The following is a 22,296-nucleotide window of genomic DNA, read 5'->3' on the forward strand; positions in this document are numbered from 1 at the left end:
CGCGCGCCGCATGTGTGGTGTTTTCTACCAATCGGCTTTCGACTGAAAGCGGCGCGCAAGGCCGCTGCGAAAGACTATAGCCTGTGACCCACTATTCGACAATCGGTCCGCGTTGCACGCGTAGAATCCGCGACACCGACTGCCCTACACTTCGTCGTTCATCGAGTCCATGTCCATCAACTACTATCCGCAGCTTCTTCGCAATCGGCCCCGCACGGTGATCGGCCTCGTGATCGGGATCGTCGTCGCGTTCCTCGTGCCCGGTCATACGAGTCCGATCGCCCGCACACTGATCGGCTGGGACGCGGCCATCTGGAGCTACCTGCTGATGATCTGGGTGCATATGGCTCTTGCCGACGAGCACCGCGTGCGCGAATACGCGATGCGCGACGACGAAAACGCGGGCGTCGTGCTGGTCGTCATCTGCGTCGCGACGATCGCGAGCGTCGCCGCGATCGTGCTCGAACTCGCGTCGGCCAAGGGCGCGGGCGGCGCAACGACCGTCTGGCACTACCTGCTGACCGGTCTGACGCTGATCGGCGCATGGTTTCTGATTCCGACGATCTTCACGCTGCACTACGCGCGCCTCTACTACGACGCGGACGCGCAAGAGACAGCGTTGAAGTTTCCCGATCACCATTTGCTGCCGAACTACTGGGACTTCCTGTACTACTCGTTCACGATCGCGGTCGCGTCGCAGACTTCCGATGTCGTGTTGCGCTCACGCGAAATTCGCCGCGCGACGCTCGCCCAATCGGTCCTGTCGTTCTACTTCAACGTCGCAGTGCTCGGCCTGTGCGTGAACATCGCTGCGGGGCTGCTGGGTTCGTAACACGGCCGTTGCGCGGCGTTCGGATGAATTTCACGCGAATGCCACGCGCGTGCCACATGGCTGCCACGTGAGCGGCGCCGCGGCTTCACGCGTCCGCTTGAACCGCATTCCGTGCAACGCGGGGCCGCTCGTGTAAAACCGGCCCCACGCCATCCCGTTTTACATGCCGGCCACCCGCGGCATGCGTAACAATGCCCGCATTATTACGCGCGCTCCGTGCGCGCGCGCACCTTCGGCACTCGCCCTCTCACCGTAACCTCCCCGTTTCCGCGCTAGCGCGGTGACCGGCTGCCCGCCGCGTTGGCACACGGTTTGCTCGTCTCTGCGACGAGTGGCGACCAGTCCCGCGAGACCGGCGTCTGGCGTCAAAGCACCCGCGACTGGCCAGCAGCGCGACGATCTTTGCACTACATTGACCAGTACGTGCCCCCGCTGACGCATCGCGCGGTATCCGGCTCGGGAAGCCCAATGAGCGCTGTGATCGCATGCCAAGTGCATCCACACCGCAGCAGGACAACTCTGGAAACGACCGATGGAATCTCCAAACGGGTACGCGCCGCGGATTTACTTTTTTCATTCTCTTCTCGTCGGGCCCCTCGATGCCTGGCCCGCGCAGTTCGCTCACGCGGCCGGGCTCGGCTTCGATCATGCGTTGATCGGCGGGCTGTTCGAGCCCGGCCAGGCCGGCCATGGCCAGGTGGTCGGCAATCACGCTCGGCTGCATCCGGTGTTCGAGGCGCAGCATTCGGTGCACGACGCCGTGCGCATGCTCGCCGATGCCGCGCGCCGCAACAACCTGACGCTGCTGGTCGATCTCGTGATCGACCGCATGGCCGCCGACGGCGTGCTGTACAGCGAGCATTCGGACTGGTTTCACGCGCGTGAGTCCGAGCTCGCACGGCTCGATCCGCGCCACGTGCATCGCGAAGACAACGTTGCCTACGCGAATTTCGACGATCCCGCGACGAGTGCCTCGCTGAGCGTCTGGTGGACCCAGCAACTGCTCGCGCTCGCCGAGGCGGGTGTCGGCGGCTTCCGTTTCGATTCGCCGCATCGCGTGCCGGCTGCCGTATGGCGGCACCTCGGCGATGAAGTGCGCGCGAAGCATCCGCACGTGCGCTTTCTCGCGGCAACGCCGGGCCTGTCGCGCGGCAATCTGCCCGGTCTCGAAGCAGCCGGCTTCGACAGCGCGTTTTCGTCGGTGCGCTGGTGGGATTTCCGTTCGAGCTGGATGGCCGAGGAGCATGCGGCGCTCGCGCGCGTTGGTGCGCCGATCGCCTTTCCCGAAGCGCCGTACGGTACCCGCCTCGCCGCCGAGCTGAGCGACGTGCATGATGCGGCGATCGTCGAGCGGGCGTATCGACGCGCGCTGTTCACGTCGGTTGCATTGGGCAGCGGCTGGATGATGCCGATGGGCTTCGAATACGGCATCGCCGAACCGATGTCGCAAACGCGCGGCGACTCCGCGCAGTTCGCCCGCGCCGCGCAGTCGCGCCGCTTCGATCTGAGCGCCGCCGTCACCCAGGCCAACGACTTCGCGCGCAACACGCCGACGCTGCACGCGAACGGTGAATTGCGCCCATTGAGCGGCCCCGGCGCATCGGCCGCGGTTCTTCTGCGCGGCGACGCAGCCGATCTGCGCGACGCCAGCGAAGCAGTCCTGATCGTCGTGAATCCCGAACTCGGCGCGCCAGTGCGTGTCGATCCCGCGCGCTTCCTCGCGGGCGTGCCGGGCAGCTTTACGCGCTTCGCGCCGCTCGATGCGCGCGGCCGAACTGAACCCGCGGCACTCGTGCCGTTCGCGCTCGCGCCCGGTGCGGTGCGGCTGCTGCGCGCGTTCGCGGAGCAGCCGATCTGCCTCGCGCCGCCCATCGACAAGGCGAACAGCAAGCGCAGCGGCCGCAAGACAGTGCTCGACGCGATCGAAGCGCCGCGCGTCGCGATCGAGAGCGTGTCGCCGTCGGTGGAGAACGGTCGCTTCGCGGCCAAGCGCAGCGTCGGCGAGCGCGCGGAAATTCGCGCGGCGATCTTCGCCGAAGGTCACGACAAGATCGCGGCTGCCGTGCTGTGGCGCGCGGCCGACGAAACCGCGTGGCACGAAGAATTGATGTCGCCCGCGCCGCCGGCCGGGCTCGACTTGTGGAGCGCGCGCATTCCGCTCGAGCGGATCGGCCGCTACGAGTTCACCGTGATCGCGTGGCGCGACGACTTCGCGTCACTCGTCGAGCACATCCAGAAGAAGCTGAAGGCAAACCAGACCGTCGAGATAGAACTCGACGAAGCCGCGCATCTGTTCGCACTCGTGCTCGCCGAAGTCGAGACGACCGAAGGCGCCGACAAGGAGCCGCTCGAACACATCGTGCTCGACTTCCAGAAGGCCGACGCCGAACAGAAGCTCGCAGTGATTCTCGCGCCCGCCACAGCGAAGGCAATGACCGCCGCGCGCCATCGCCCGTTTCTGAGCCGCGACTCCGTGATCTACAAGATCGACGCGGAACGCACGGCCGCCTATTTCGCGAGCTGGTACGAGATCTTCCCGCGCTCGATGAGCGACGACGAGTCGCGCCACGGCACGTTCGCGGACGTGACCGCGAAGCTGCCGCGCATCCGCGACATGGGCTTCGACGTGCTGTACTTCCCGCCGATCCACCCGATCGGCCTCGCGAACCGCAAGGGCCGCAACAACACGCTGACCACGCAGCCGGGCGATGTGGGCAGTCCCTATGCGATTGGCGGCGCCGAGGGCGGTCACACCGCCGTCCATCCGCAGCTCGGCACGCTCGAAGATTTCAAGGCGATGCTCGCCGCCGCGCATGCGCATGGCCTCGAGATCGCGCTCGACTTCGCGATCCAGTGCTCGCCCGATCACCCGTGGCTGAAGGAGCATCCGACGTGGTTCGCGTGGCGCCCCGACGGCACGCTGCGCTACGCCGAAAATCCGCCGAAGAAGTATCAGGACATCGTCAACCCGGACTTCTACGCGCACGACGCCAAGCCCGGCCTGTGGCTCGCGTTGCGCGACGTGATCCTGTTCTGGGTCGACGCGGGCGTGCGCATCTTCCGCGTCGACAATCCGCACACCAAGCCGCTGCCGTTCTGGGAATGGATGATCGCCGACGTGCGCGCGCGCCATCCCGACGCGATCTTCCTCGCCGAAGCGTTCACGCGGCCGCGCATGATGAACCGGCTCGGCAAAATCGGCTTCTCGCAGTCGTACACGTACTTCACGTGGCGCGAGTCGAAGCGCGATTTCACCGAGTACATGGGCGAACTCACGCAGACCGGCGCGCGCGATTTCTATCGGCCGAACTTCTTCGTCAATACGCCGGACATCAACCCGCGCCATCTGCAATCGCAGGGGCGCACGGGCTTTCTGATCCGGGCGGCGCTGGCCGCGACACTGGCCGGCCTGTGGGGCGTGTATAGCGGCTTCGAACTGTGCGAGGCCACCGCGCTGCCGAACAGCGAAGAGTATCTGGACTCCGAAAAGTATCAGTTGCGGGCGTGGGACTGGCACCGGCCCGGCAATATCGTCGGCGAGATCACCGCACTGAACCGCATCCGTCGCGCGAATCCGGCGCTGCAAACGCATCTCGGTCTCACGTTCCTCGCCGCGCACAACGACCACATCCTGTGCTTCGAGAAAGCGACCGAATCGCGCGACAACGTGATCGTCGTCGCGATCAATCTCGATCCGTTCAACGAGCAGGGCGCGGACATCGAGTTGTCATGGGACACGTTCCAGCGCTGGCATCTACACGATCACGCCACGCTCGAAGTGATCGACCAGATGACCGGTGCACGCTTCGAATGGCACGGACGCTGGCAACACGTGCGGCTCGGCTCGGGCCAACCCTTCTCGATCTGGCGCATCGCGCCGCTTGGCGGCCTGCCCGCCGATCGCCCCGAGGACAGCGACCACGATCCCGACAGCGCTCCTCAAGCAGACGCTGTCAACCCAACCTGGATGGAAGGTGGAACATGAAGCGCGACGATCCAGCCCAAACCGCGCACGAGGCGCAAACGGCCGTGGCCGTCGGCACCGCGGCGAAGGTACGCACGCGCCGGCGCGGTAAACCCGCGGCCCTCAGCGACGATCCGCTGTGGTACAAGGACGCGATCATCTATCAGGTGCACATCAAGTCGTTCTTCGATGGGAACAACGACGGCGTCGGCGATTTCCCCGGTCTGATGGCCAAGCTCGACTACATCGCCGAGCTCGGCGTCAACGCGATCTGGCTGCTGCCGTTCTATCCGTCGCCACGCCGCGACGACGGCTACGACATCGCCGACTACCGCAATGTACATCCCGACTATGGTCAGCTCGCGGACGTGCGGCGCTTCATCCAGGAAGCGCACGCGCGCGGCATCCGCGTGATCACCGAGCTCGTCATCAACCACACGTCGGATCAGCATCCGTGGTTCCAGCGCGCGCGCCGCGCGAAGCCCGGCTCGAACTATCGCAACTACTATGTGTGGTCCGATACCGATCAGAAGTACCCGGAGACGCGCATCATCTTCATCGACTCGGAGCCGTCGAACTGGACGCACGATCCGGTTGCGGGCGCGTACTACTGGCACCGCTTCTACTCGCACCAGCCCGATCTGAACTTCGACAATCCGGCGGTAATGAGAGAGGTGCTGCAGGTGATGCGTTTCTGGCTCGACATGGGCATCGACGGGCTGCGGCTCGATGCGGTGCCATACCTCGTCGAACGTGAAGGCACCAACAACGAGAACCTGCCTGAGACGCACGAGGTCCTGAAGCGGATTCGCGCGACCATCGACGCCGAGTACCCGAACCGGATGCTGCTTGCCGAGGCCAACCAGTGGCCCGAGGACGTGAAGGAGTATTTCGGCAACGAAGACGAATGCCATATGGCGTTCCACTTCCCGCTGATGCCGCGCATCTACATGTCGATCGCGAGCGAAGACCGCTTCCCGATCACCGACATCATGAAGCAGACACCGGAACTCCCCGAATCGAACCAGTGGGCGATCTTCCTGCGCAATCACGACGAGCTGACGCTCGAAATGGTCACCGATTCCGAGCGTGACTATTTGTGGAACACCTATGCGAGCGATCGCCGAGCACGTTTGAATCTCGGCATTCGCCGCCGTCTCGCGCCGCTGATGGAGCGCGACCGCCGCCGCATCGAGCTGATCAACTCGCTGCTGCTGTCGATGCCCGGCACGCCGGTCATCTACTACGGCGACGAACTCGGCATGGGCGACAACATCCACCTCGGCGACCGCGACGGCGTGCGCACCCCGATGCAGTGGTCGTCGGATCGCAACGGCGGCTTCTCGCGCGCCGACCCTGAGCAACTGGTGCTGCCGCCCGTGATGGGTACGCTATACGGCTTCGACGCGGTCAACGTCGAAGCGCAGAGCCGCGACCCGCATTCGCTGCTGAACTGGACCCGCCGCATGCTTGCGACGCGGCGCGCGAAGCAGACCTTCGGGCGGGGCACGATCCGCTTTCTGAAGCCGGAAAACCGCAAGATTCTCGCGTATCTGCGCGAGATGCCCGGCGAGGCGCCGATTCTGTGCGTCGCGAATCTGTCGCGCGCGCCGCAAGCGGTCGAGCTCGAACTGTCAGAATTCAACGGCTTCGTGCCGATCGAGATGACCGCCGATTCGGTGTTCCCCGCGATCGGCCAGTTGACCTATCTGCTGACGTTCCCGCCATACGGCTTCCTGTGGTTCATGCTGTGCGAAGGCGGCGGGCGTCCGACATGGGCGCAGGCGCATTCCGAGCCGCTGCCGGAGTTCGTCACGATCGTGATCCGCGAAGGACAATCCGGGCCGACACCCGAAAACGTGCGGCTGCTGGAATCAGAGGTGCTGCCGTCGTGGCTGAGCCGGCGCCGCTGGTTCGCGTCGAAAGATCAGAAGATGCACGCGGTGCGGCTCGCCGCGCTGACCACGATCCCGAACGGCGGCTTCGCGTTCACCGAAATCGAAGCGGACGTCGGCAACCACACCGAACGCTACGTGGTGCCGATCGCGATCACGTGGGGCGGCGAAACCACCACGCCGCTGTTCATGCAATTGGCGCTTGCGCGCGTGCGGCGCGGCCGCAACGTCGGCCATCTGACCGACGCGTTCGCGCTGCCGATCTTCGCGCACAACGTGCTGCGCAAGCTGCGCGAGCGCGCGGTCGTGCCGACCGTGCAGAAGAGCGAGATCAAGTTCCTGCCGACCGAGCGCTTCGCCGAACTCGACGATCTCGGCGAGCGGCCCGAGATTCGCTGGCTCGCGGCCGAACAGAGCAACAGCTCGCTGATCGTCGCCGATGCCGCAGTGCTGAAGCTGGTGCGACGACTCGTCAGCGGCATCCATCCGGAAGCGGAAATCAGCCGCTATCTGACGCAGCTCGGCTATGCGAACACCGCGCCGCTGTATGGCGAAGTGGTGCGCGTCGATCCCGAGGGCGTGCCGCATACGCTCGCGATCCTGCAGGGCTTTATCGACAATCAGGGCGATGCGTGGAACTGGTCGCTCGACTATCTGCGCCGCTCGGTCGACGAACTCGCGATCGCGATCGACACCGAAACGCAGACCGTGCCCGATCGCACGAACGAGTCGATTCTGCTGGACGGTTACGGCGAACTCGCGGGCATCATCGGTCGCCGGCTCGGTGAGTTGCACGTCGCGCTCGCCACGCCGAGCGACGACCCCGCGTTCGCGCCGGAACCGGCCAACGCCGACCAGGTGAAGGCGTGGGTCGACGCGACGCAGACGATGCTCGCGGCCGCGCTCGATCTGCTCGCGCCGCGCATCGCGGACATGAGCGACGCGGACACGAAGGGGCTCGCGCAAAGTCTGATCGATCGCCGCGCCGCGCTCGTCGAGGCCGTCGACAATCTCGTGCCGGGGAACGCGGGCGCGTTGCGCATCCGCATCCACGGCGACTTCCACCTCGGCCAGGTGCTGGTCGCGCACGGCGACGCGTACCTGATCGACTTCGAGGGCGAGCCAGCGCGTTCGCTCGACGAGCGTCGCCAGAAATCGAGCCCATTGCGTGACGTGGCCGGTCTGATGCGCTCGCTCTCGTATGCGAGCGCGGCCGCGCAATCGACCACCGAAAGCGCGCCGCAACAGACCGCCGATCGCAAGCGCGCGCTGTTCGAGCGCTTCCGCGCGCACGCGACGGGCGCGTTCCTCGCGGAATATCGCGCGGCCGCCGCGCAGTCGCCGACGCCGCTCGTCGCGCCCGAATCCGAGGAGGCGCTGCTCGATCTGTTCCTGATCGAGAAGGCCGCCTACGAAATCCGCTACGAAGCGGCCAACCGACCGGCGTGGCTCGGCTTGCCGGTGCGCGGCCTCGCGGCGCTCGTGAGCCGGCTGCTCGGCGACACCGGCAGGCCGCCGCACCACGATCCATCAACCCAGGCGCCTGGCGCCGCCACACCGCCTAACCCGGCCGAGGGCGACTATGAGTGAGCATGATCCGGCCGCAGGCCTTCAACCCGTCGATATCGACGCGCTCGTCGAAGCGCGTCACCCCGATCCGTTTTCGCAGCTCGGGCTGCATCAGACGGACGCGGGGCCGATCGTGCGCGCGCTGCTGCCGAACGCCGCGCACGTCACCGTGATTTCGCGCGCTGATGGCGCGACGCTCGGCGAACTCGAACAGCTGCGCCCTGGCCTGTTCGCGGGCCGCATCACGTCGGCGATGCCGTATCGCTTGCGCATCGACTGGCATGGTGTGGTGCAGGAAGTGGAGGATACCTATTCATTCAGTCCGGTGCTCGGCGACGAGCCGCTCGAACGTCTCGCGCACGGCGATCCGTATGCGGTGCTCGAATGTCTGGGCGCGCGGCCGCTCGACATCGACGGTGTGCCGGGCGTGCGCTTTGCGGTGTGGGCGCCGAATGCGCGGCGCGTGTCGGTGGTCGGCGACTTCAATGCGTGGGACGGCCGCCGCCATCCGATGCGGCTGCGTCACCAGGCGGGCGTGTGGGAGCTGTTCGTGCCGCGCGTCGGCGCCGGCACGTGCTACAAGTACGAGCTGCTGTCGCGCGACGGCCATCCGCTGCCGCTGAAAGCCGACCCGTGCGCGATGCAGACGGAAAAGCCGCCGGGCACCGCATCGATCGTCGCACACGTCGACGAGATCGAGCAGTTTCCGTGGACCGATCACGAGTGGATCCAGTCGCGCGCCGACAAGCAGACCGCGCGCACGCCGGTCACGATCTACGAAGTGCACGCGGAGTCGTGGCTGCGCATCGCCGAGGAAGGCCAGCGTGGTCTCGTCTGGGAAGAGCTCGCCGAGCGGCTGATTCCCTACGTGAAGAGCATGGGCTTCACGCACATCGAATTTCTGCCGATCGCCGAGCATCCGTTCGGCGGTTCGTGGGGCTATCAGCCGCTCGGGCAGTTCGCGCCGTCCGCGCGCTTCGGCAAGCCCGAGCAGTTCGCGCGTTTCGTCGATCGCGCGCACGAAGCAGGGCTCGGCGTGATTCTCGACTGGGTACCCGCGCATTTCCCGAACGACGCGCATGGCCTGATCGATTTCGACGGCACGCCGCTCTACGAGCATGCCGATCCGCGCGAAGGCTATCACCAGGACTGGAACACGATGATCTACAACCTCGGCCGTAACGAGGTCAGCGCGTTCCTGATCGCGTCGGGGCTCGCGTGGTTGAAGCGCTATCACGTCGACGGCCTGCGAGTCGATGCGGTCGCGTCGATGCTGTATCGCGACTACTCCCGCGCGGCCGGCGAGTGGGTGCCGAACATCTATGGCGGCCGCGAGAATCTCGAATCGATCGCGTTCCTGAAGCGCTTGAATCACGAAGTCCGCTATGTGCCGGGCGCCCCCGGCGCGATCACGGTCGCCGAGGAATCGACCGCATGGCCGGGCGTGACCGCGCGCCTCGCGGACGGCGGCCTCGGCTTCGACTTCAAGTGGAACATGGGCTGGATGCACGACACGCTGCACTACATGCACGAAGACCCGGTGTATCGCCAGTTTCACCACCACAACATGACGTTCGGCATGGTGTACGCATATTCCGAGCGCTTCGTGCTGCCGCTTTCGCACGATGAGGTGGTGCACGGCAAAGGCTCGCTACTCGGCAAGATGCCCGGCGACCGCTGGCAGCGTTTCGCTAATCTGCGCGCGTACTTCGGATTCATGTGGACGCACCCGGGCAAGAAGCTGCTGTTCATGGGCGGCGAATTCGGCCAGATGGCGGAGTTCGACCATGACGGCTCGCCGCATTGGCATCTTCTCGACGATTCGAACCACCACGGCGTGCAATTACTGGTGCGCGACCTGAACCATCTGTATCGCAACGAGCCCGCGCTGCATCTGCTCGACAGCGAACCGGGCGGCTTCGAATGGTTGATCGGCGACGACAGCGGCAACAGCGTGTTCGCCTATCGGCGCACCGACGGCGCGGGCCAGGAGTTCGTCGTGGCGTGCAACATGACGCCGGTGCCGCGGCTCGGCTATCGGCTCGGCATGCCGCGCGGCGGACGCTGGGTGGAAGTGCTGAATACCGATGCAGGCGTGTATGGCGGCTCGAACATGGGCAACGGCGGGCTGATTCATTCCGACCATGTATCGAGCCACGGCAGGCCATATTCCGCCGCGCTGACCTTGCCCCCGCTCGCGACGATCGTATTGCGCGCGGACTGAGGAAACGTGCCGTAACCCGGGCGCGCGGCGCACAGGCAGCCGCCGCGCGCCCGTTGCATGAGGACCCAGGCAGACCCGAGCTCCAGCTCGACAATCAGAACAGGAAAGGGAAATCATGTCGCATGCGTTGCCCGACCGGTTGCTGCCCGGCTCGCCGTATCCGCTCGGCGCGAACTGGGATGGACTGGGCGTCAACTTCGCGGTGTTCTCGGCCAATGCGCAGAAAATCGAGCTATGCCTGTTCGACTCAACCGGCCGCAAGGAGATTCGCCGCTTCACCATGCCCGAATGCACCGACGAGATCTGGCACGGCTATCTGCCGAACGCGCATCCGGGCACCGCGTACGGCTTTCGCGCGCATGGGCCGTATCAGCCGCATTTCGGACATCGTTTCAATCCGCACAAACTGCTGCTCGACCCGTATGCGCGCAAGCTCGTCGGGCAGTTTCGCTGGTCCGACGCGCTGTTCGGCTATCGCGTGCATTCGAATCGCGCGGACCTTTCGATCGATCGGCGCGATTCCGCGCCCGCGATGCCCAAGTGCGTCGTCATCGACGAGGCGTTCGACTCGTCGCACGACAGGCGGCCCGACGTGCCGTGGGGCGAGACCGTGATCTACGAAACGCACTTGCGCGGCGCGTCGATGCTGCGCTCTGATCTGCGCCAGCATGAACGCGGCACGTTCGCGGCGCTCGCGTCGCCGGAGTTCATCGAGCATCTGCTGAAGCTCGGCGTGACCACAGTCGAGCTGCTGCCCGTGCACGCGTTTCTGAACGACCGCTTCCTCGTGGAGCGCGGCCTGCGCAATTACTGGGGCTACAACACGGCAGCGTTCTTCGCGCCGGAGCCGACCTATCTGAGCACGCACCGGCTCGACGAAATGCGCATCGCCGTGCGCCAGCTGCACGCGGCCGGCATCGAGGTGATTCTCGACGTGGTCTACAACCACACTTGCGAAAGCAATGAGATGGGCCCGACCATTTCATGGCGCGGCCTCGACAATGCCAGCTATTACCGGCTGATTCCCGGCGACGAGCGTCACCATATCAACGACACGGGCTGTGGCAACACGGTCAATCTGCCGCATCCGCGCGTGCTGCAGATGGTGATGGATTCACTGCGCTACTGGTCGACCGCGTTCAATATCGACGGCTTCCGTTTCGATCTCGGCGTGACGCTCGGGCGCGAAAGCCACGGCTTCGATCCGGGCTCGGGCCTGTTCGACGCGTTGCGCCAGGACCCGGTGCTATCGCAACGCAAGCTGATTTCCGAGCCATGGGATATCGGCCCTGGCGGCTATCAGCTCGGCAATCATCCGCCGGGATTCAGCGAATGGAACGACCGTTTCCGTGACACGGTGCGACGTTTCTGGCGTGGCGATGCCGGCCTGCGGCCCGACCTCGCCGCGCGCCTGACCGGTTCGGCCGATCTGTTCAACCGGCGGCATCGCAAGCCGTGGGCGTCGATCAACTTCGTCACGTCGCATGACGGCTTCACCTTGTCCGATGTCACCGCGTACGAGCAGAAGCACAACGAAGCCAACCTGGAAGACAACAACGACGGCCACAACGAGAATTGCAGCCGCAATTGGGGTCTCGAAGGAGCGACCGACGACCCCGCGATCCTCGCGACCCGCCGTCGCGTGTCGCGCTCGCTGATCGCGACACTGATGATCGCGCTCGGCACGCCGATGCTGCTCGCCGGCGACGAAGCGCTGCGCACGCAGCGCGGCAACAACAATGCGTACTGTCAGGATAACGACCTATCCTGGATCGACTGGGACCTCGCGGATTCGCCGGAAGGTCAGCGCATGACCGAGTTCGTCGCGCGCGTGATCGGGTTGCGCAAGCGCCATCCGCTGCTACGTGAAACGCGCTTTCTGTTCGGCGACCGCGAAGTGCTGCCCGGTCTGTTCGACGTCGGCTGGTTCGACGAACACGGCGATCCGCTGACTATCGAAGCGTGGCAGGACCCGGAGGGACGCGCGTTCACGTTGCGTCGCGCGGGTCCGGGCCTGAATGGCGAAACCGAAGTATTGTTACTGATGCTCAACGCTCACGAGGAACCGCTGCAGTTCGCGCCTCCCGCGCCGCACCTGGAATGGCATGTGCTGTTAGACACGGCCGATCCGGAACGCGCGCCGCAGCGGCTCGCGACGGCCGAACTCGAGGTTGCCGCGCACGGCCTCGTGATACTCGCCGCGCAACCGACCGGTGAAGCGGATTGGCAAGCCGGCTGGGTGGCTGGCGCGCAGCACGGGCCGCGGCTGTTGACCGCGCTGCCGCCCGATCCGGGCGCGCAGACCGCAAAGGACGATGGTTCGCAATGAACGATGCACTGCGGCGACCTCCTTCGAGCGTGAACCAATCGCACCGCAGCCGGGGTGGCAAGAATGTTGCGACGCAATGCCTGCTTGGGTTGCGTCGCATTGCCGTCCAGGCTCGTTAGCAGACCCGAATGGTGAACACATGTCTGAAAGTCCGATTGATCCTCACACGCATCATCACGCGCACTGCCTGCCGTTCAGCGCGCAGTTGATCGGCGCGAGCGGCACGCGACCGCGCACGCGGTTCCGTTTTTGGGCACCGTCGTGCAACAGCGTGCAGGTGGTCGTCGAAAATGGCCCCGCGCAAGGCGCGCACGACATGGCTCCGACCGGCAACGGCTGGTTCGAGATCACCGTGGAGAGCGGCGCGGGCACGCTGTATCGGTTCCAGCTCGACGACGGGCAGGCGGTGCCCGATCCGGCCTCGCGGTTCCAACCGCGGGACGTGCACGGCCCGAGCGAGGTCATCGATCCGCGCGCCTACCATTGGGAACACACCGAATGGCACGGCCGGCCCTGGGAAGAGACGGTGCTGTACGAATTGCACGTCGGTGCAATGGGCGGGTATGCGGGCGTGCAAAAGCGCCTGCCCGAGCTCGCCGCGCTCGGCGTCACCGCAATCGAACTGATGCCGTTGAACGACTTTCCCGGTCGTCACAACTGGGGTTACGACGGCGTGTTGCCGTACGCGCCCGACTCTGCATACGGCCGCCCCGAAAAACTGAAGGCTCTGATCGACGCCGCGCATGGTGTGGGCCTGATGGTGTTTCTCGACGTCGTCTACAACCACTTCGGACCGGACGGCAACTATCTGCATACTTACGCGGAGCCGTTTTTCCGCGCAGGCGTGAACACGCCGTGGGGCCCCGCGATCGACTTCGAGCGCAGCGAAGTCAGCGACTTCTTCACCGACAACGCCGTCTACTGGATCAACGAGTACCGCTTCGACGGACTGCGCTTCGATGCGGTGCATGCGATCGACAATCCCGAGTGGCTGCGCGAGCTGTCGGACCATATCCGCGCGCACGTGCAGCATGGCCGTCACGTGCATCTGGTGCTCGAAAACGAGCACAACAGCGCGAGCCTGCTCGACGCGCATTTCGACGCACAATGGAACGACGACGCGCACAACACGCTGCACGTGCTGCTGACCGGCGAAACCGAAGGCTATTACCACGCGTATGCAAACGAACCGATTCGCCGGCTCGCGCGAGTGTTGTCCGAAGGCTTCGCGTATCAGGGCGAGCCGTCGCCGCTGCGCGATGGTGCGCCGCGTGGCGAAGCGAGCGCGCATCTGCCGCCGACGTCGTTCGTGATGTTTTTGCAGAACCACGATCAGATCGGCAACCGTGCGTTCGGCGAACGTCTGCGCAAGCTGACCTCGGATGACGCGCTGCGCGCCGCGACCGCGTTGCTGTTGCTGTCGCCGCAAATTCCGCTGCTGTTCATGGACGAGGAGCATGGTTCGACGCAACCGTTCCTGTTTTTCACCGACTACACCGGCGATCTCGCCGACGCGGTGCGCGAAGGGAGACGCCGTGAATTCGCGCGCTTTGCCGCGTTCAGCGATGAGAAGCGCCGCGCGCAGATTCCCGATCCGAACGATGCCCAGACCTTCGCCGCCTCGTCGCCACCCGCGCCCGATGTAAAGCCGACGCCGGATCGGCTCGACTGGATGCATTACTACAAGTCCGCGCTCGCGGTGCGCGCGAAGCTGATCACGCCGCGCCTGAAACATACGAAGGCGTGCGGCGCGACCGTGCTGCGCGATGCCGGTGGCAGCGACGCGAACGCGCTGATCGCGCGCTGGAAACTCGGCGATGGCGAGACGCTGTCGATTGCGCTGAATCTGTCGCAGCAGAACGTCGCGTTCGACGCCATCCCCGACGGCAAGATCATTTTCGAAACACCGCCGCGCGCGCGCGAACAGGCCGACGCGCGGGTGTTGCCCGCGCATGCGTGCATCGCGTGGCTGACCGGCGACATCAACGAATTCGCGAGCCGCCACGATGCGCGCATCGCATCGCACGAGGAGCAGCGCGCGTGACGACCCGACGCCCCAACGACAGGCTCGCAGCGCTCGCCACCCGCGCAGGCTTCGAGGTGGAGTGGCAGGACGCGCACCACAATACGCAGCATGTGCCCGAAAAGACACTTGGTACGCTGCTCGAACGCATGGGTCTGCCGTGCGGCAACGCCACGGATATCCGCCACAGCGCCGCTGCTCTGGAGGCCGAACTATCGGGCCGTAGGCTGCCGCCGCTGATGACCGCGGTGATCGGGCGTGGCATCGCGCTGCCCGCGGCCGCGGTCAAGTCGGGCAGCCATTACCGGATCGAGCTGGAGAGCGGCTCGATCATCGACGGCCGCTTCACCGCGCCGAAAGGCGAGGAAGCGCTGCTCGCGCCGATCGACGAAGCCGGCTATCACACGCTCGTGATCAACGACCAGCGCATAACGCTCGCGGTCGCGCCGCCGCGCTGCTACACCGTCGCCGACGCGTGGCGCACGCTGCACGGCGGTGACGGAGAAGGCGAACGCGAAGCCGCGCCGCCCGCACCGCCACTGTGGGGCATCGCCGCGCAACTGTATGGCTTGCGCCGCACCGGCGACGGCGGCATCGGCGATTACACGGCGCTCGCGCAGCTGGCGCGGCACGGCGCGCAGCGCGGCGCGCACGCGCTCGCCGTCAGTCCGACCCACGCGATGTTCAGCGCGCAGCCCGAGCGCTTCAGCCCGTATGCGCCGTCGTCGCGTTTATGGCTCAACGTCACGCATATCGATCCGGCCGCGGTGTTCGGCGCAGATGCATCGGCGCAGGCCGGCAAAGCGTGGTCCAAATACGAAGACCTGCCGCTGATCGATTGGCCGCACGCGACCCCGCTGAAGCTCACGGTTTTGCGCGCGCTCTACGAGCAGTTCAGCGCCAACGAGCGCCCGCAGCACTCGCCGCGCGCGCTCGAATTTCACGGCTTCTGCGAACGCGCGGGGCGCGCGCTCGAAGATCACGCGCGCTTCGAAGCGCTGCAGGCCGCGCAGCTCGCGCAAGGCGGCGACGGCCATTGGCGCAACTGGCCCGACGCCTTGCGCGACCCACGCAGCCCCGAAGTCGAGGTGTTCGCCGCCGCGCATCGCAACGAGGTCGACTTTCATCTGTTCCTGCAGTGGCTGGCATCGCGCGGGCTGTTGCACGCTCAGCACACCGCGCGCGAAGCCGGCATGGCGGTCGGCCTGATCGCCGATCTCGCGGTGGGTTGCGACAGCGCCGGCAGTCATGCATGGTCCTATCCCGACGACATGCTGCAGGGCGTGTCGGTCGGCGCGCCGCCCGATCTCTTCAATCAGGCCGGCCAGTCGTGGGGACTCACGACCTTTTCGCCGCGCGCGATGCGCACACAAGGCTTCGCCGCGTTCATCGACATGCTGCGCGCGGCGTTCGCGCATGCCGGCGGCATCCGCATCGATCACATCCTCGGCTTGCGGCGTCTGTGGCTCGTGCCCGAAGGCGAAAGCGCGCGCAATGGCGCGTATCTGCGCTATCCGCTCGAAGACCTGCTGCGGCTGATCGCGCTCGAATCGTGGCGGCATCGCGCGATCGTGATCGGCGAGGACCTCGGCACCGTGCCGTCCGGGTTTCGGGAGCGGCTCGACGAGCACGGCATCGAGGGGATTCGCGTGCTGTGGTTCGAAGGCGCCCCCGACGGCAACGGCTTCAAGGCGCCGGCCGATTGGGACCGCTACGCGGTCGGCACGACGACCACGCACGATCTGCCGACCGTCGCCGGCTGGTGGCGCGGCAGCGACATCATGTGGCGCAACCGCATCGGCCAGACGATGGCGCGCGCCGACGGGCGCGATCCCGAGGAAGCGGCGCTCGAAGAGCGCGCGCAGCAGCGCGCCGACTTGTGGCGCGCGTTCCAGCAAGCGGGCGTGGCCGCGCCCGATGTCGCGCCGCCGGACGCCGACAACGCGCCGGTCGACGAAGCGCTCGCATTCGTCGCCGCGACACCAGGGCCACTCGTCACGTTTCCGCTCGAAGACCTGCTCGCGCTCGACGAGCAACCGAACCTGCCGGGCTCGATCGACGAACATCCGAACTGGCGCCGCCGCATGGCGCTGCCCGTCGACGCGATGTTCGACGACCCCGTGTTCACCGACCGCCTGCTGGCCGTCGACGGCGCGCGCCGCGCCGCCGCGCGTTCATCCAACACTTCCGCGGAGCCTGACACGCCATGACCGTTCCTCGCTCCACACTGCGCCTCCAGTTCCATCGAGGCTTCACGTTCGACGACGCCGCGCGACACGTCGACTACTTCGCCGCGCTCGGCATCAGCCACCTGTACGCGTCGCCGATCACGACGGCCGAGCCCGGCTCGATGCACGGCTACGACACCGTCGACTACACCCAGGTCAGTGCCGAATACGGCGGCGAGGCGGGCCTGAAGCGCCTCGTCGACAAGCTGCGCGCGCACGACATGGGGCTCATCGTCGACATGGTGCCGAATCATATGGGCGTCGGCGGGTCGAGCAACGCGTGGTGGCTCGACATCCTCGAATGGGGCCGCCACAGCTCGTATGCGCGACATTTCGACGTCGACTGGCATTCGCCCGATCCCGCGCTGCGCGGCAAGGTGCTACTGCCGACGCTCGGCGCGTCGTACGGCGAAGAACTGGCGGCGGGCCGCATCGGGCTGCATTTCGCGGCCGACAGCGGACGCTTTCAAATCGGCTATGGTCCGCACGTGTTCCCGATCTGCCCGGTCGATTACGCGGCGATCCTGCAAGGCGCCGACCGCGCCGATCTGAGCACGCTCGCGAATCGCTTTCAGGGACTCACCACGCAGCCCGCCGACCAACCACGCGCCGCCGAGGCGCGCGACGCGCTGCGCGAGTTCGTCGCGCGCGAAGGCGAGTCGGCGATCGAGTTCGTACTGGAGACTTACGCGCCTGAGGATCCGGTCACGCGCGACCGGCTGCATCGGCTGATCGAGCGGCAGCATTTCCGGCTCGCGTGGTGGCGCACCGCCTCCGACGAAGTGAACTGGCGGCGCTTCTTCGACATCTCGACGCTCGCCGGCGTGCGCGTCGAGCGGCCCGAGGTGTTCGAGGCAGTGCACGCGCTGATCTTTCGCCTCTATCGCGAAGGGGTCGTCGACGGCTTGCGGATCGATCACATCGACGGGCTCGCCGAGCCGCGCGAATACTGCCAGCGTTTGCGCCAACGGCTCAGCGAGTTGCGCGACACAGCGCCGTACGTGTTGGTGGAGAAGATTCTCGGCCGTGGCGAGCCGTTGCGCGACGATTGGCCCGTCGACGGCACGACCGGCTACGACTTCATGAGCGACGTCGGCGCGCTGCTGCACGATCCGGCCGGCGCGGACCCGCTCGCCGGTACGTGGGCCGAGCTCACCGGCCGCAGCGCGCGCTTCGCCGATGAAGCGCACGCTGCGCGGCGCAAAATTCTCGCGGAAAACTTCTCCGCGGAACTGGACCGCGCGGCGCGCGCGCTGCATCGGATCGCACGCGATTCGCTGAGCACGCGCGACTTCACGTACCCGGCGCTGCGCCGCGTGCTGACCGAACTGGTCGTGCATTTCCCCGTGTACCGCATGTATCCGCTGGGCGGACTGCGCAGCGCCGCCGACAACGTCTATTTCGAGGAGGCGCTCGCGGGCGCGCGCGCTTCGCTGCCGCGCTCGGACCATGCGGCGCTCGAGCGCGTGAATGCGTGGCTCGGCGGCAGCGCCGAAGAAGCCCCGCCCGCGCGCCCCGGCGCGCAGTCGCAGCAGCAGGCGCAAGGCGGCGGAGCGCCGCCGCATGCGGGCTCGTCCCGGCGCAGCGCGCAAACGCTGTTTTCGCAGCTGACCGCGCCGCTCGCCGCCAAGGCGATCGAGGACACCGCGTGCTATCGCTACGGCCGTCTGCTGTCGCGCAACGAAGTCGGCTCGGACCCGGGCGAGTTCGCGCTGTCGGTGGAGCGGTTTCATGCGGGCAATCTCGAGCGCGCGCAACGTTTTCCTCATGCGATGCTTGCGACCGCCACGCACGATCACAAGCGCGGCGAAGACGTGCGCGCGCGGCTCGCGGTGCTCAGCGAGATCGCCGACGAATGGGGCGCGACGTTGCGTGCATGGTCGACGTTGAACGCGCCGCAGCGTCGAGCGCTCGACGGCACGCCGATCAGCAGCGTGAGCCAGGACAAGAGCGACGCATGGGCTCCCGGCCCCGCCGCCGAGGCGATGCTGTATCAAACACTGGTGGGCTGCTGGCCGCCGGCGCTGCGCGCCGACGACGAAGCCGGCGTCAAGGAGCTGGCCGAGCGCGTCGCGCAATGGCAGTTGAAGGCGCTGCGCGAGGCGAAGCTGCAAACCAGCTGGCTCGCGCCCGACGAAGCTTACGAGGCCGGCTGCCGCGAATTCCTGTTCGGTATCCTTGCGCCGCAGCGGCGCGACGCCTTTCTGAAGGAGCTGTCGGCGTTCGTCGAGCGCATTGGTCGCGCGGGCGCGCTCAACAGCCTGCAGCAGACGGTGTTGCGCGTCGCGTCGCCTGGGATCCCTGATCTTTATCAAGGCACCGAGCTGTGGGACTTCAGCCTCGTCGACCCGGACAATCGGCGGCCCGTCGATTTCGCGAAACGCGAGGCGTGGCTGCCGCAGACGCAAACGCCGCCGTCGGAATTTCTGGCGGACTGGCGCGATGGGCGCGTAAAGCTCGCGGTGATCCAGCGTGTGCTGGCGCTGCGCGCGCATCTGCCGGAGTTGCTGAGTCAGGGCACGTATCTGCCGCTCACGGTGCGCGGCGCGCATGCGTCGAGTGTGATCGCGTTCGCGCGGCGGCATGGCAATGCGTGGGCCGTGGTGATTGCCAGCCGGTTGGCCGCGCGACTGCTTGGCGATGATGCTGGTCTGCCGCTCGTCGAGCCGGCGCAATGGGCGGATACGGCCATCGAAATGCCGCCCGATCTGTCGGCGCGTGCGCTGTTCGATTGGCTGAGCCCCGCCGCGCCGAAAGTCGACGATCACGGGCTGCTGTATCTGCGCGACGCGCTCGCCGCGATGCCGGTCGCGGTGCTGGTGGAGGATGGGGTGCCTCGAAGCTGACGCGGCTAAAAAGGGTTGAGGCTTCGGGTTGGCTCGGGCCTCAACCGCCCTCGTCGTCGAACACCTTCGGATACACGCGCACGAGCACGATGCGCGGTCCCTTCATCTTCTTGACCACGACGTCGAAGTCTTCGAACTCGACGCGCTGCCCTTCGCTCGGCAGATCGTTGAGCGCCTGGATCACGAGCCCGCCCACCGATTCGGCCTTGCCTTCATCGATGTCGATACCCAGTGCACGTTCGAGCGACACCACCGGCAAGCTGCCCTTGCCCATCAGCGTGCCGTCGTCCATGCGGGTCCAGTCGGCGTCGCCCTGGCGGAATTCATCGTGGATCTGCCCGACCAGCGCGCCGAGCAGGTTGTCGAGCGTCAGGAAGCCGATCGGTTTCGCGTTCTTGTGGCCGACCAGCGCGAAATGCGGCGCGCCCTTGCGAAAGCGCCGGAACAGATCGAGCGCCGGCATGTCCGGCTTCACGTACTGCACGGGGCGGACGTAGCGCGACAGGTCGTCGAGCGTGCTGCCCGCCTGGCGCGCGAGCAACAGGTCCTTCAGGTGGATCATGCCGGCCACGCGTTCGCCCGATGCATCCTCGAATAGCGGATAGCGGCTGAAGCGGTGCCGCGCGACCACCTGCATGTTGTCGCGCAGCGGCAGATCGCGCCGCAGGCACACCATTTCATGCGACGGCCGCATCAGGTCCGATACGGTCATCCGCGAGAAGTCGAGCGAGTGCGCGATCGTGTTCCATTCGTCCTGGCTGTACGCACCGGTCGACGCACCGAGTTCGCTCGCGACGTTCGCGCGGCGGCCGCGCAGGATCAGCTTGAGTTCCTCGGTCGAGTAATGCGAGTCGTGACCTTGGTCGGTATCGAGCCCCGCGGCCTTCAGCACCGCGTTCGCGCTCGTGTTGAGCAGCCAGATGGCCGGGTACATGGCCCAATAGAAACCGTACAGCGGCGCCGCGGTCCACAGCGAAATTTTCTCCGCCTCGCGAATCGCGAGCGACTTCGGCGCGAGTTCGCCGACCACGATATGCAGGAACGAAATACACGAAAACGCGAAGAACAGTGAAATGCCATGCATCAGCTTCTCGGACTCCACGCCGATCACGGTGAAAAGCGGCATCAGCAGTTGCGCGAACGCCGGTTCGCCGATCCAGCCGAGGCCGAGCGACGCGAGCGTGATGCCGAGCTGACACGCCGACAGATACGCGTCGAGCTGTCCGTGCACCTTCGCGAGCAGACGTCCGCGCATGCCATGCTGGGTGGCGAGGCTTTGCACGCGGGTCTGCCGCAGTTTGACCAGACCGAATTCGGCGGCGACGAAAAAGCCGTTGAGTGCAACCAGAAACATTGCACCGATAAGAGCGACAACCTGGATCAAAGCGACGGGCTCCGGCAACAAAAGTTGTCAGTATAGGGGCTGAAAGCTCGATGAAATCTTGATTGTGCGCCAATGCATTCGCGCGCGACGCTCATTTCGGCGCCGCCGCGCTGAACGGCACGCGCAGCACGAGCGTGGCGGGGGTCGCGGTGACGCCGTCCGCTTCCGTCGTATCGCTTTGCTCGAAGCTTCCGCCGTGCGCCTCCGCGACGCGTTTGCACAACGCGAACACCCACGCGATGCGCTTCGCCTCGCGCGGTTCCCCCGCCTGCTTGCGCGCGAACGCTTCGAGCACATGCGGCAGCGCGGCGTCGTTCAACGCGGCCTCGTTCGGCTCGTAAGTGACGCTCGCATGCCATGTGCCGTTATCCGCGCGCGCGGCCAGTGCGACCTCGGTGCCCCGCGCGCTCGCTTCGACGGCGAACGTCAGCATCAGCCACACCGCGGCGGCGAGCCGAGCGCGGTCGCCGTTCAGTTGCTCGGTGGCGATCTGCGAGTCGAGCCGCACTTCGACGCCGCGCGCGCGGGCGAGGCCGGCGCGGACTTCGTCGACGGTTTCGTCGAGCAGCGGATGCAGCGGAAAGGGTTCATACGTGAGCGCGAGCGATTTCGTTTCGGCGCGCGTAGCATCGACGATCGTCTCGAGCAGCTTCACCTGCTGATCGACGCCGCTGCGAATGCCCGTGATCGCGCGCTGCGAATTGGGATCGTTCGCGTCGAGCTTGCGCTCGAGCACGTACGCCCAGCTATGAATCGCATTCAACGGACCGCGCAGGTCGTGCGACACCAGCGACAGCACGTGATCGCGCATGAACAACGCGGTTTCCGCGCGCAGCAGCGCGCTGCGTTCGGTGATGACGAAGCCGGCCGACGCCGGCTGGGCGCCAGCAGTCCCGTTGGGTGACGTAGTCACGATCGAGTCCTCTCAGGCAATGCTGGATGATGGGCGGAAGCCTCATTATAGGCATCCCGGTCGGACCGACCAGTCGAGGCCGAATCGCG

At 66.3% G+C, this 22,296-nt stretch carries 10 protein-coding genes; 8 read left to right on the forward strand and 2 right to left on the reverse strand.

All coding sequences use genetic code 11. The features are described from left to right. Positions 1–169 precede the first annotated feature (169 nt). The 8 genes from OKW44_RS12175 to treY all read left to right on the forward strand — a co-directional run bounded on the left by OKW44_RS12175 (position 170) and on the right by treY (position 19,910). Positions 170–832, forward strand: a complete 663-nt coding sequence (locus OKW44_RS12175) for a DUF1345 domain-containing protein (RefSeq protein ID WP_018424149.1) — start codon at positions 170–172, stop codon at positions 830–832. A gap of 532 nt (positions 833–1,364) precedes the next feature. Further along, the gene (locus tag OKW44_RS12180; RefSeq protein ID WP_018424147.1) at positions 1,365–4,817 is read left to right on the forward strand and encodes a maltotransferase domain-containing protein; all 3,453 of its coding nucleotides are present in this window, start codon (positions 1,365–1,367) and stop codon (positions 4,815–4,817) included. Continuing rightward, entirely contained in the window at positions 4,814–8,281 is a 3,468-nt protein-coding gene (gene treS, locus OKW44_RS12185) for a maltose alpha-D-glucosyltransferase (protein ID WP_018424146.1), read from the forward strand. The genes OKW44_RS12180 and treS overlap by 4 nt, the downstream gene beginning before the upstream one ends. Further along, positions 8,274–10,484, forward strand: a complete 2,211-nt coding sequence (gene glgB, locus OKW44_RS12190) for a 1,4-alpha-glucan branching protein GlgB (RefSeq protein ID WP_018424145.1) — start codon at positions 8,274–8,276, stop codon at positions 10,482–10,484. Before treS ends, glgB begins: the two co-directional genes overlap by 8 nt. A 115-nt stretch (positions 10,485–10,599) precedes the next feature. Then, positions 10,600–12,813 (forward strand): glycogen debranching protein GlgX, encoded by a 2,214-nt coding sequence (gene glgX / locus OKW44_RS12195; RefSeq protein WP_018424144.1) that lies wholly within the window; start codon positions 10,600–10,602, stop codon positions 12,811–12,813. Positions 12,814–12,952: 139 nt separating this feature from the next. Then, positions 12,953–14,857, forward strand: a complete 1,905-nt coding sequence (treZ, locus tag OKW44_RS12200) for a malto-oligosyltrehalose trehalohydrolase (protein WP_018424143.1) — start codon at positions 12,953–12,955, stop codon at positions 14,855–14,857. Then, positions 14,854–17,046 (forward strand): 4-alpha-glucanotransferase, encoded by a 2,193-nt coding sequence (malQ, locus tag OKW44_RS12205; RefSeq protein WP_018424142.1) that lies wholly within the window; start codon positions 14,854–14,856, stop codon positions 17,044–17,046. The genes treZ and malQ overlap by 4 nt, the downstream gene beginning before the upstream one ends. Further along, positions 17,043–19,910: a malto-oligosyltrehalose synthase gene (treY, locus tag OKW44_RS12210; RefSeq protein ID WP_018424141.1), complete on the forward strand. Its 2,868-nt coding sequence runs from the start codon at positions 17,043–17,045 to the stop codon at positions 19,908–19,910. The genes malQ and treY overlap by 4 nt, the downstream gene beginning before the upstream one ends. Positions 19,911–19,950: 40 nt before the next feature. Here the strand turns inward: treY and OKW44_RS12215 are convergent, their stop codons facing one another. Together OKW44_RS12215 and OKW44_RS12220 are read right to left on the reverse strand one after the other, a co-directional pair. Next, a complete protein-coding gene (locus OKW44_RS12215; RefSeq protein WP_026226466.1) occupies positions 19,951–21,294 on the reverse strand; it encodes a hemolysin family protein in 1,344 nt (447 codons plus the stop codon). A gap of 91 nt (positions 21,295–21,385) precedes the next feature. After that, a complete protein-coding gene (locus OKW44_RS12220; protein ID WP_018424139.1) occupies positions 21,386–22,207 on the reverse strand; it encodes a sensor histidine kinase in 822 nt (273 codons plus the stop codon). Positions 22,208–22,296 lie beyond the last annotated feature (89 nt).

Source organism: Paraburkholderia lebeckiae (assembly GCF_050436325.1).
Classification (GTDB): Bacteria; Pseudomonadota; Gammaproteobacteria; order Burkholderiales; family Burkholderiaceae; genus Paraburkholderia; species Paraburkholderia tuberum.

Bases quoted from the DNA above. Each gene is read 5' to 3' on its own strand.
- OKW44_RS12175 (WP_018424149.1), top strand. From the start codon at position 170: ATGTCCATCAACTACTATCCGCAGCTTCTTCGCAATCGGCCCCGCACG.
- OKW44_RS12180 (WP_018424147.1), top strand. From the start codon at position 1,365: ATGGAATCTCCAAACGGGTACGCGCCGCGGATTTACTTTTTTCATTCT.
- treS (WP_018424146.1), top strand. From the start codon at position 4,814: ATGAAGCGCGACGATCCAGCCCAAACCGCGCACGAGGCGCAAACGGCC.
- glgB (WP_018424145.1), top strand. From the start codon at position 8,274: ATGAGTGAGCATGATCCGGCCGCAGGCCTTCAACCCGTCGATATCGAC.
- glgX (WP_018424144.1), top strand. From the start codon at position 10,600: ATGTCGCATGCGTTGCCCGACCGGTTGCTGCCCGGCTCGCCGTATCCG.
- treZ (WP_018424143.1), top strand. From the start codon at position 12,953: ATGTCTGAAAGTCCGATTGATCCTCACACGCATCATCACGCGCACTGC.
- treY (WP_018424141.1), top strand. From the start codon at position 17,043: ATGACCGTTCCTCGCTCCACACTGCGCCTCCAGTTCCATCGAGGCTTC.